Here is a 12255-nt window from a genome sequence, read left to right on the forward strand (position 1 = left end):
TCACTCTTCTTCCTCATGCTGCAATTCGAACAGCAGCAGCGAACGACCGGTGACGGAATATTCGTGACCGAACTCGAAAAGCTCCTGCCCGCGAATCTTCGGTTGATTGGTGTCGATCATGCACGTCCAGTGAAAGCCGTCCGGCACTTCCGGCAAGGTGAAATTGACGATGTCGTGGTGCGCGTTGACCACCAGTAACAAGGTCGCGTCACCGCCCTTGCGGCGGATACCGGTTTCCTGTGCACGGCCATCGAGCAGCATGCCGAGGCAGCGACCATGGCCTTCTCCCCATTGTTCGGTGGACATTTCACTGCCATCCGGGGCGAGCCAGGTCACGTCCTTGACGCCGATGTCCTCGTTGTAATTGCCCACCAGGAAGCGTCCACGACGCAGGATCGGATAGGCCAGGCGCAACTTGATCAGGCGTTTGACGAACTTGAGCAGGGCCTTGCCGTCTTCGCTCAGGTCCCAGTTGACCCAGCCGATCTCGCTGTCCTGGCAATAGGCGTTGTTGTTGCCTTCCTGGGTGCGGGCGAATTCGTCGCCGGCCACCAGCATTGGTGTGCCTTGGGACAGCAGCAATGTGGCGAAGAAATTGCGCATTTGCCGCTGACGCAGCTCATTGATTTCCGGGTCATCGGTCGGGCCTTCGACGCCGTGGTTCCACGACAGGTTGTTGTTGCTGCCGTCCTGATTGTTCTCGTCGTTGGCTTCGTTGTGCTTGTCGTTGTACGACACCAGGTCATTGAGGGTGAAACCGTCATGCGCCGTGATGAAGTTCAACGAGGCATAGGGCCGCCGGCCGCGCTGGTTGAACATTTCGCCGGAAGCGGTCATGCGGCTGGCGAAGTCTGCCAGTTGGCCGTCATCGCCTTTCCAGAATGCACGCACGGTGTCGCGGAATTTGTCGTTCCATTCGACCCAGCCCGGCGGGAACCCACCGACTTGATAACCACCAGGGCCACAATCCCAAGGCTCGGCGATCATTTTCACCTGGCGCAGCACCGGGTCCTGGCGACAGGCGACGAGGAAGCTGTGACGTTCGTCGAAGCCCTCGTGGTAGCGGCCGAGAATGGTCGCCAGGTCGAAGCGGAAACCGTCCACGTGCATTTCCGTGGCCCAGTACCGCAGGGAGTCGGTGACCATTTGCAGCACGCACGGGTGACTCAGGTCGAGGGTGTTGCCGGTGCCGGAATCGTTGATGTAGTAGCGCTTGTCATCGGGCATCAAGCGGTAGTACGAAGCGTTGTCGATGCCGCGCATGGACAGGGTCGGGCCTTGTTCGTTGCCCTCGGCGGTGTGGTTGTAGACCACGTCGAGGATCACTTCCAGATTGGCCTCGTGCAGATGCGCGACCATCTCCTTGAACTCGGCGATCTTGCCGCTGGCCAGGTAGCGCGGGTCCGGGGCGAAAAAGGCGATGCTGTTGTAGCCCCAGTAATTGGTCATGCCTTTATGCAGCAGGTGCTGGTCGTTGACGAAGGCGTGGATCGGCAGCAATTCCACCGACGACACCCCGAGTTTACGAATGTGTTCCAGCACGTCATCGACCATCAACCCGGCGCAGGTGCCGCGCACGTTCTCGGGGACGGAGGGGTGACGCATGCTGATGCCGCGCAGGTGGGTTTCATAAATGATCGTCTTGTCCCACGGGATGCTGACCCGTTGATCGTTGCCCCAGGTGTGAGCCGGGTCGATGACCTTGCACTTCGGTACGAACGGCGCACTGTCGCGCTCATCGAAACTCAGGTCGGCGTCGGGGTGGCCGATGGTGTAGCCGAACAGCGCTTCAGACCATTTCAACTGGCCGACCAATTGCTTGGCGTAGGGGTCGATCAGCAGTTTGTTGTGGTTGAAGCGATGACCGTTGGCCGGGTCGTATGCGCCATAGACACGGTAGCCGTAGATCAGCCCCGGATGGGCGTCGGGCAGGTAGCCGTGGTAGATCTCGTCGGTGTATTCCGGCAGTTCGATCCGCTCGAGTTCGACCTCGCCGGCATCGTCGAAAATGCACAGTTCGACTTTGGTGGCGTTGGCGGAAAACAAGGCAAAGTTGACCCCCAGGCCATCCCAGGTCGCGCCCAGCGGGAAGGGCAGGCCTTCACGGATTCGCGAGGCCTCGGCGTGAGGTTCTGGCGCGGCTTTCTTTGGACTGGTCATACATGCTCCTGCAAAAAAGGGGTAAACGAATAACTTAATGCCACGAAACCATGTGGGAGCGACTTGTGGCGAGGGGATTTATCCCCGTTGGGCTGCGAAGCGGCCCCCAGCGTCCGTTCAAACAGCTGAGTTGTACGGATTGGCGACTGCTTCGCAGCCGAACGGGGATAAATCCCCTCGCCACAGTTCGCTCCCACAATGGCTCTTTATTTCGGGCGAACGATTCCACGGTGGCCAGGGGGCTGGCCACGAGGTCAATCAGGAAGCGATAGTGAAGCGTCAGACTGCCGGAGGTTTCTTCGCGGCGCGAGGCTTCTTCTCTGCAGCTTTTTCGCCTGGCGGAATCACCTTGGAGGCCGCTGCAGGCTTGGATTTGGCTTTCGGCTCGGGAACCTTGCCATTGGCGGCTTTGGCCACAGCAGGTTTGGCAGCCGTTTTACTGCCGGCAGCCTTCGGCGATTTACTCGGTGCCAGCGCTTCGGCTTCAGCCAGTTTGCGCGCCATCTCCCAATGCCGGGCTTCCTGGCCTACGGGTTTCCCTTCCGACTCCCAGATTTGATAGGCAAATTCGCGAACGCGTTTATCGTCGGTACTCATCGCAATACTCCTGAACTGAACTCAAGCTTGGGTAAACGTTTGAATAAAGAGATTGACCGGGAAATCCCCCAGCGCGGCGCTGATGTTCAGCTCCCTGTGGGGTGTGACTGCTGTGCTCGAGAAAAGTCCCTTCAGATTTTCCTCAGAGGCGGTGAACGGCAGTTTGACCCGCGTATCGCCCCAACGCAGCGCGTCAACCCGGGGTTCGGCACTGTTTTCCAGCAGTGGGGCACAACGTATCGGTACGATCACGATGGCCCGTATTCCTTCATGCTCGCGAGCAAAGGCCAGCACCCGGTGAGCCTGGCTGCCGACGACCTCAAGGGCTTGATACGTCCCGCGCCGAAACAGATCGGCGTGCTCGGCCCGCAGGTTCAACACCAGTTTGATCAGGGTTTGCTTGATCCGCCCGTCACGCCAGTTGGCCAAGAGGTCGGGCAGATTCAACGGCACCTGCATTGCCTGTTGGCGGGCGGCGTAATCCACCGGCCGGCGGTTGTCCGGATCCACCAGCGAGAAATCCCAGTACTCGTTGCCCTGATAGAGGTCCGGGATCCCCGGTACGGTCATGCGCAGCAAGGTTTGCGCCAAACCGTTGATCGCGCCGGGGGCGGTAATCGTTTGCACCGCTTTGCCGAGGGCGGCGCGTAACAGTTCACCCTCCGGACTCAGCAGCAGGCGCTCGATAAACACCTGCATGGCTTTTTCATAAGGCTCGTTCGCCGCGCTCCAACTGCTTTGCAGCTTGGCTTCACGCAAGGCTTTCTGTTGCCACTGCCACAGACGTTTGGCGTAGTCCTCGAGCGCCGATTGATCGTCACCGCGCAGATCCAGCGGCCAACTGCCGAGGATTGCCTGATACAGGATCAATTCATCGCCGGCCGAGGGCATGTGGTCGTCGTCACGCAGGGGCCGGGCAAGCGTCCTCCACAACGGGACCTGCTCGGCATACCAGGCACTGCGTTCGCTTAACACTGCCAAACGCGCACGGGTGTCTTCGCCGCGTTTATGGTCGTGAGTGGCAGTGGCCAGCAGGTTGTCCGGAAACTGTTCCAGACGGTTAATGCAGACGGCATGAAAATCGGCAACCGGCGCACTGAACTGCTCGGTGCTGAACCCCACATCATTGCGCGACAGCAGAACCGCCGAGCGATAGAACGCGGTGTCTTCCACTGCCTTGGCGGCCGCCGGTGACGTCAGTTGCTGGAAACGTACGCAGGCGTGCTTAAGGATCTTGCGCTGACGACCCACCGGGCGTTTGCGCCACGGCTCACCGCCGAGCCAACCGGCCAGGCAGTCCAGCACGGGCCAATCAGCCTCGCTGAGGGTTTGCCGGGCACCGTCCATGGCTTGCTGGAAAAACACGTCGTCTTCGGCAGAACGGCCACGCGGACTGATATAGGTGCGATACACCGGGAAATGTACGATCAGCTCCTGCAAGGCCCGACGGATCGCGCCCAGGGTCAGGTCGCGGGTCATCAAGTCGTCCCGGGCCACTTGCAGCAGTGCTTTGGCCACACTCTCGAAATCACCGGCCAATGAGCCGTTGAGAATCTGCTGACGCGCCAGTTGCGCTTCCTGGCGGAAGTCCGCAGGCCGTTCGCTGTAGCGATTCCAAAACTCGCCCAAGGTCTGGGCGCCGTCGGGATCGTGCTGCAGCAACGACAACTGGTTCATGAATTCGTAACCGGTGGTGCCGTCCACCGACCAGTCACGGTGCAGGGTTTCGCCTTCGCCGAGGATCTTCTCGACGAAGATCGGCAAGTGCCGGTCGGGCGACAGCGTATCGACCCGACGCCGCAGTTTGCGGCAGTAACCACGCGGGTCGGCGAGGCCGTCGATGTGGTCGATGCGCAGACCGTCGACCAGGCCTTCAGCGACCAGCTCGAAGATTTTCGCGTGGGTCGCTTCGAACACCGCCGGCCGTTCGACCCGCAGGCCGCCCAGTTCGTTGATATCGAAAAACCGCCGCCAATTGATGTCATCCGCCGCCGTGCGCCAACTGGCCAAGCGATAACTCTGGCGTTCGAGCAAGTGGTGCAGGCGCTGGAAACCTTCGGGCGTCAGCGAATCATAGGCGCTGAGATTCTGCTGGATGCACTTGAGTAGCGCAGGGTCACTGGCCAGTTCACGCAGCTCCGCCTTCAGCGGTTGCGCCAGGCTGTGCGCATCGGTCTGGTAGCTCAAGGCACTGAAGCGGTCGGCGAGAAACTTGAGCGGTTCGTCGTCGGTCCGCAGCAGTTCACCGTAGCTCGACGGGCAGATCGGAAAATGATGCTCGTAGTGCTCGACATAAAACTCGCCGCGCTCTGCATCGAAACGCAAGGGCAGGGTGCCGTCTTGCAGCGCGATACCGTAATCGCTGCCGAGGAAAGGCAGCAGCAACTGACCCTCCATCAGCGGGTCGGGCGAGTGCCATTGAATGTCGAAGAACTCGCCGTAAGGGCTCAGGCGTCCCCATTCCAGCAAGTCCAGCCACCACGGGTTATCACTGCCACCGACGGCCATGTGGTTGGAGACGATGTCGAGGATCAGCCCCATCTTGTGTTCGCGCAGGGCACCGACCAATCGGCGCAAGGCCGCTTCGCCACCCAACTCAGGGTTGACCGTGGTCGGGTCCACTACGTCGTAGCCGTGCATGGAGCCGGATCGGGCAGCGAGCAGTGGCGAGGCGTAGACGTGGCTGATGCCGAGGCTGGCAAAGTACGGCACCAGCGGCACCGCTTGATCCAGCGTGAAGCCTTTATGAAATTGCAGCCGCAGGGTTGCGCGCAACGGTTGGATTAACGGGTGATTCATTGGTCACGCTCGCCAGCCTGAAGTCGCGCGCAGGCGAGTAATTCCAGGCGCCGGGCCGCGTCCGGGTCGTCGAGCAGCGCTTCGCTGCCGCCGGGCAAACGCCGCGACCAGTTGGGATGCGTGTCGATGGTGCCGGGCAGGTTGGCCTGCTGTTCGACGCCCAAGGCATCTTCCAGCGGAAGCAACACCAGCGGCGCCCGGGTATGCCCGAGAAAACGGACCGCGGCGTCCAGCACCTGGTCGGTTTCATGGGACTCTTCGCGAAAGTTCTGCGGGTCCTCGCTCAACACACGACGCAGGCCTTCGCGCTCGCGTTCACGGTGGTGGCGCCATTCGATTTCACTCGTGGCGTCGACCAGGCCCAGTCGGGCATTCCAGTCGATATCACGGCCATGCCACCAGCCATTGAGCGTCGGCAGGTCATGGGTGCTGGTGGTCGCGAGGGCGTTGTCCGGCCAGTCGAGAATCGTTTTGAAGTGCGCGTTGTCCTGTTCAAACAACAACACCCGCATGCCGAGGATCGAGCGCGCGATGAGTTTTTCCCGCAGGCCATCCGCTACCGTCCCGAGGTCTTCGCCGAGGACGATTGCCTGATGACGATGGGATTCAAGGCTCAGCAAACGCAGCAGGTCGTCCACCGGGTAATACAGGTAGGCGCCGTCGGCGGGCGGTGAACCATTAGGGATCACCCACAACCGTTGCAGGCCCATGACGTGATCAATGCGCAAACCGCCGGCGTGAGCGAAATTGGCCCGGAGCATTTCGATGAATGCGCGAAAGCCGTTGCGCACCAAGCCTTCAGGGGAAAACGCGGAAATGCCCCAGCCCTGACCGGTGCGGTTAAGAATGTCCGGCGGCGCGCCGACCGTCAGTGAGGCGAGCAATTCGTCCTGGCGACTCCAGGCCTGACTGCCACCACCGTCGGCACCCACGGCCAAATCAGCGATCAGACCGATGCTCATCCCCGCACTGCGGGCGGCGGTTTGTGCACGCTCAAGGCAGCGGGTTATCAGCCATTGGCTGAAGGCGAAGAAGCCAATACGCCCGGCGTTCTCTTCGGCAAATTCGGCAAGGGCGGCGCTGCGCGGGTCGCGCCATTGTTCCGGCCACTCGCGCCAGTCGAGGGTTTCACCCTTGGCGGCGCGGGCTTCTTGAATGGCTTCGAAGCGGCAGTGGTTTTCCAATGCTTCGCCCTGTGCATGGCGGAAGCTGCTGAAGTCGGCATGCAACGGGTGTTCGCCCTGGACGAAGCCTTCGTACAAGGCTTGCAGCAAGCGATGCTTGGCTTCGGCGGCCACGGGCCAGTTAATCAGCGGCTGTTCTTCCAGCTGTTGCAGTTCGGCGGCCAGGCCAGTGGCGTCAATCGCGGCACGCCACGCACGCTCGCCGAGAATCGCGCCCGGTGCGGCATAGAGGCTGTTGAGAAACAAACGGCTGGACGGTGAATACGGGCTGTAGCGTTGGGTGTCGCTGCCGAACATCGCATGCAGCGGACTGATCGCCAACGCCTCGGCGCCGCGTTCGCCAGCCACTCGGGCGAGGTCTTCCAGCGCCTGGGTATCGCCGAACCCGCCATCGCCGGGGCGACGCAGCGAATACAACTGCACGCTGAGGCCCCAGGTGCGCGGGATCGGACTGTCGACGGCATCGCCGACGCTGTAGCAGCGCGTCGGTGCCACGGCCAGAGTGAATGATTGTCCATCGATGCTGACGTGTTGATAACCAACCGGAACCAGGCCGGGCAGCAACGCCTCGGCATCCAGTTTCAGGTTAAGCCGTGAGCCATCTTCAAGGTGGATCTCGCACGGTGTTTCCGGCTCGAAGAAATGCGCCAGATCAAGGCTGACGCCGAAGTCTGCGGTGATCAGTGGCGGTAGATGACGGGTCTGTTGCACCTCCTGCAATTGCAGGAGGCTGGCGTCGATTTCCTGCGCGGTGCTGGCAGGGTGGCCAAGTCCGATCAGGACGTTACGCAATACCGATGGGGCGACTTTCTGCGGGCGGCCGTTGGCGTCGATCCAGTCGACTGCCAATCCGGCTCGGCTGGCCAGTATTTCAAGTTGCGCATCACTCATTGGCGCTCTCCATCCGGGGGTAGCAAGGGGGCTGCGGCCGTGAGGCTGACTAGCGCGCAATACGGGGCAAGGGTGCCCTGTTCCAACAGGCCGGCTGACTGAGGCGGAGTTTCAAACAACAACCTGGCGTCGGCCTGTGGGGAGTGGACCACTGGCGTGTCGCTGAGGTTCAGGTCAATGCGCAGCTGACGGCCATTACCCAGTAACCAGCGCGCCGTCACCGCACCCTCGGCCAGCACCTCGGCACCCAGGGCCTGAGCACCCGGCAGATGCGGAATGATGTGGTCATGGCGAATCTGCAACAGCTGGCGATACAGGCCCTGCATGGCCGATTGTCGGGTGGCGGTCAGTTGCGGCCGCGACGCTTCAAAGGTCTGTTGTGCGTTGGGATCGGGGATCAGTTCGCGTTTATGCGGATCAGTAAAAGCGCTGAACGCTGCAAATTCGTTACGTCGCCCTTCGCGGACCAGCTCCGCCAATTCACCGTGGTGGCTGGTAAAGAACAGGAACGGCTCCTCGGCGGCGAACTCATCGCCCATGAACATCAGCGGGATCATCGGTGACAGCAGCAACAGCGCGGTCGCGGCTTTCAAGGCGTCTAGGTGGGTCAGTTGATGCAGTCGTTCGCCAAAGGCACGGTTGCCAATCTGGTCATGGTTCTGCAAAAACAGCACAAACGCGCTAGGCGGCAAGTGACCGCTGGGCTCGCCCCGGGTTGTACCGTGGCGGGTCACGTGGCCCTGAAACACAAAACCCTGGCTCAGGCAGCGTGCCAGTTGTCCGGTGGGGTTCTCGGCGTAGTCGGCGTAATAGGCGTCGGTTTCACCGGTCAGCAAAACGTGCAAGGCGTTGTGGCCGTCATCGTTCCACTGCGCGTCGAAGCCTTCTTCCAACAGGCTGGCCTGGTTGTGTTCGTTCTCGACCGTCAGCCAGACATGCCGCGCCGGATCGGTCTGTTGCCGAACCCGTTGCGCCAGTTCCTGAAGAAAGTCCGGGCTCTCGATGGCGTGCACCGCATCCAGACGCAAGCCATCGAAGCGGTATTCCAGCAACCACATCAGCGCGTTGTCGATGAAGAAGTCCCGTACCTCGCGCCGCCGGAAGTCGATGGCCGCGCCCCATGGCGTGTGCTTGTCTTCGCGAAAGAAGCCCTTGGCGTAATGATGCAGGTAATTGCCGTCCGGGCCGAAGTGGTTGTAGACCACGTCGAGAATTACCGCCAGGCCATGGCCGTGGGCGGTGTCGATCAGGTGTTTGAGTTGTTCGGGAGTGCCGTAGGAGGCTTGGGGCGCGTAGGGCAGAACCCCGTCGTAGCCCCAGTTTCGATCGCCGGGGAACTGCGCCAGCGGCATCAGTTCGATCGCGGTGATGCCCAAGTCAACCAGGCGCGCCAGGTGCTGTTCGACTTCACTGAAGCCGCCGAGCGCACCGACGTGCAATTCGTAGATGACGGCCTCGTTCCAGGGGCGGCCGGTCCAGGCGCTGTTTTGCCATTGATAGGCGAGGGGATCGACCACCACGCTGTGGTCGCCGATGTCGCCGGCCTGCGCGCGGGAGGCCGGGTCCGGCACCTCCAGCTCGCCATCAATGTTGTAGCGGTAACGCATACCCGCAGGGCAGCGGGTCTTGATCACGAACCAGCCATCTGCCTGAGGCAGGAGTGGCAAGGATTGTCCATCTTCCAGTTCGACACTGACGTAAAACGCATCTGGCGCCCACAAGGCAAAACGCGTGTGTTCTGCGTCCAGCATAATTGCGCCGTGGGGCCAGGTCTCAAGGGTCCGTAACGGCATCTTTGAAAACCTCTTTTTACTGTTTGCCCGATTTACCCAAGGCTTTGGCGACAAGTTGTTCGTAGAGTTCGGCGTAGGGTTCTACTGCCTGGCACCAGTTGAAAGGCGCGGCCATGGCGCGGCAACGCATGGCGTTGAGCAGGCCAGGGAAAGCAAACACCTTGAACGCGCGGCTCAGGGCTTCCTGGTAGCTCTCGACCGTGGATTCGTCGAACAGGAAACCGGTCACGCCGTTTTCAATGGTGTCGGCCAGACCGCCGGTATTGCGTGCCACCGGCAACGAACCGAAGCGCTGGGCGTACATCTGGCTCAGGCCGCAAGGCTCGTAACGCGACGGCATCAACAGGAAATCACTGCCGGCGAACATGCGACGGGCGTCGGTTTCATTGAAGCCGATGCGCACACCGATCTGCCCGGGGAAGCGCAATGCCAGCTCACGCATGGCTTGTTCTTCTTCCGGCTCGCCACGACCGATGATCGCGATCTGGCCGCCGTTGTTGACGATGTATTCGGAAACCCCTTCGGTCAGGTCCAGGCCTTTCTGATAGACCAGACGCGAGACCACGGCGAACAGCGGGCCTTCGGAGTCTTCCAGGCCGAACAGTTCACGGACGTGGGCAGCGTTGACCGCTTTGCCTTCCCAGTCGCCGATGCTGAACGGGCGGAACAGGTGCGTGTCGGTGGCGGCGTCCCAGCTTTCATCAATGCCGTTGGGAATACCGCTGAGCAGGCCTTGCTGGGTCTTGGCGGCGAGAAAGCCGTCGAGTCCACAGCCGAAGGCCGGCGTGGTGATTTCCTGAGCGTAGGTGGCGCTGACGGTGGTGATGTGGCTCGAGTAGGCCATGCCGGCCTTGAGGAACGACATCTTGCCGTAGAACTCCATGCCTTCCTGTTGCAAGGCATGGTTTGGAATACCGAGTTCCGGGCACGAACCAAGGCTGGTGACACCTTGATAGGCCAGGTTGTGAATGGTGAACAGCGTCGGGGTGCGCTGACCACGCCAGTGCATATAAGCAGGCGCCAGCCCGGCTGGCCAATCGTGGGCATGCACCAGATCCGGGCACCAGTGAATTTGTGCAAGATTGGCGGCAATATCGGCGGCGGCGAGGCCCAGGCGTGCAAAACGGATGTGGTTGTCCGGCCAGTCGCGGCCGTTGTTGGCACCGTAAGGCGAACCTTCGCGCTCGTAGAGCTCGGGGCAGATCAACACGTAAATGACCAGACCGTCCGGCATGTCCATGCGCCCGATCTGGCAGGGTGGTAGTGCGGCGTGCCCGCCCAGTTCACCGATGATATGAATCGGGTTCTCGCTGTGCAGCACTTGCGGATAACCGGGGATCAGCACCCGCACATCGTGCAGTTGCGCCATCGCCCGGGGCAGTGCTGCGGAAACGTCGCCCAAACCGCCGGTCTTGACCAGATCGGCGATCTCGGAGGTGACGAACAACACTTTCTTTCTGTTCGGATTCTGACTGGCAGCCGGTGTCAACGTCTTGGTGCCCGGAACGCTGATCGATTGGGCGCCCGGAGCATTCACGGCGCTTGATTCGCCGACCTGCTGATGAGCACGCTCTCCCTGAATATCTAAAGCCGCACTAATCATATGAATCTCCCGTGTTGTTGATCTAATTCCAGGTCTGACACAAACGGTGTTCGTGGCCAAATCCTGTGGCCGGGCGCAAACGCGCTACGCATCGGTGAGCAATGCTGCCCAATGCGCTAATGCAGAAAGGGTGGAGGGGCCGTTGCAAGGAATGCACCAGTCGCTGTGGCCCTACCTTTAACCTGACCCCCTGCCAGGACCAAAAGTTTCGAGTTTCTTACCACCAGATGACTGACCGGTTTTACCTCGCGAAAATGAGTCTAGGCCAGATCCTAGAGCGGGACAGGTCAAGTGGCGAAATTGTTCGACAATCAGTGAGAAGAGGGTAAAGGCACAGCGCTTTCAGGGGGGAACGCACCGACGAAGGGCAGGTTTATTTTTGAGAGTGGGTCAAAACGGGACTGGAGAGTCATGGAAATGGGCGGAATTTATAGGGCGACGCACCATTGCGGTGCGAGAGGTGTCGGGTTTGAGGGCTTCTTCACGAGCAGGCTCGCTTGTATTTTCAGGCTTGGAGGAGTGGTGGGACTACCCTTGAAGCAGCCGCTTCATCAGCAGTGCAGGCAGACTCTTTCGGGTGTCAGCAATGATGTGGACATAGATCGTCTGCTCTCGAATCTCATAGATGATCCGGTTCATCCCTGACAGGGTTTGTCGATACTGACTCAGATTAAGTTTCTTGATTTCCTCCGGCATCGATCCTGAATAGGGCTGTGTCCCCAAATAGCGGATGGCGGCCTTCAGATCGGCATAGGTGCTTTGCCAGGTTTGGGTAGAGAACTGTTGGATGAGATAAATACGAAGTTCTTTCAGGTCAATCTCGGCAGACTGAAGAATGACGACCTTTAAACTCATTGAGGGTCAGCCCTGTCCAGTTCAGCAAAGACATCTTCGGCATCGCGAAACTTGCCGTCTTCTACCTCACGATTTCCCATCGCCAAGAGCTTAAGCAAGGCCATGGTGTCTTCCTGCTCTTCGAAACTTTTTACGTCCATGACCACAAGCTTCGCTTCACCGTTTTGGGTAATCACCAAGGGCTCGCGGCTCTCTGTAAGTGCTTTGACGATTTCGGCAGTGTGGCTTTTCAGGTAGCTGATCGGCTTGATTTGAGATGAAAGCTTCATGGGTGAGCCTCGCTGGATTGAGTAGGACCGAGTTTAGTCTTAATTCAGTCCTGCGTCAGATTCAGTTGACCAGCGTTTATTGATTCCGGTTCTACCTGGCCATT

At 60.3% G+C, this 12255-nt stretch carries 8 protein-coding genes; all 8 read right to left on the minus strand.

Annotated elements, in window-relative coordinates; all coding sequences use genetic code 11:
• Nucleotides 1-2160, minus strand: a complete 2160-nt coding sequence (gene glgX, locus ACA070_RS14805; protein ID WP_497451769.1) for a glycogen debranching protein GlgX — start codon at nt 2158-2160, stop codon at nt 1-3.
• A 279-nt stretch (nt 2161-2439) separates the two neighbouring features.
• Complete coding sequence (locus ACA070_RS14810) at nt 2440-2757, minus strand: DUF2934 domain-containing protein (protein ID WP_497451770.1); 318 nt, start codon at nt 2755-2757, stop codon at nt 2440-2442.
• 21 nt (nt 2758-2778) lie between these two features.
• Entirely contained in the window at nt 2779-5556 is a 2778-nt protein-coding gene (locus ACA070_RS14815) for a malto-oligosyltrehalose synthase (RefSeq protein WP_497451771.1), read from the minus strand.
• A complete protein-coding gene (malQ, locus tag ACA070_RS14820) occupies nt 5553-7631 on the minus strand; it encodes a 4-alpha-glucanotransferase (protein WP_497451772.1) in 2079 nt (692 codons plus the stop codon). Before malQ ends, ACA070_RS14815 begins: the two co-directional genes overlap by 4 nt.
• Nucleotides 7628-9424 (minus strand): malto-oligosyltrehalose trehalohydrolase, encoded by a 1797-nt coding sequence (treZ, locus tag ACA070_RS14825; RefSeq protein WP_497451773.1) that lies wholly within the window; start codon nt 9422-9424, stop codon nt 7628-7630. The genes malQ and treZ overlap by 4 nt, the downstream gene beginning before the upstream one ends.
• A gap of 16 nt (nt 9425-9440) precedes the next feature.
• Complete coding sequence (gene glgA, locus ACA070_RS14830) at nt 9441-11027, minus strand: glycogen synthase GlgA (protein ID WP_497451774.1); 1587 nt, start codon at nt 11025-11027, stop codon at nt 9441-9443.
• Nucleotides 11028-11555: 528 nt separating this feature from the next.
• Complete coding sequence (locus tag ACA070_RS14835) at nt 11556-11882, minus strand: type II toxin-antitoxin system RelE/ParE family toxin (RefSeq protein WP_497451775.1); 327 nt, start codon at nt 11880-11882, stop codon at nt 11556-11558.
• Nucleotides 11879-12151 (minus strand): type II toxin-antitoxin system Phd/YefM family antitoxin, encoded by a 273-nt coding sequence (locus ACA070_RS14840; RefSeq protein WP_497451776.1) that lies wholly within the window; start codon nt 12149-12151, stop codon nt 11879-11881. The genes ACA070_RS14835 and ACA070_RS14840 overlap by 4 nt, the downstream gene beginning before the upstream one ends.
• Nucleotides 12152-12255 lie beyond the last annotated feature (104 nt).

The organism is Pseudomonas sp. LBUM1678 (assembly GCF_059695575.1).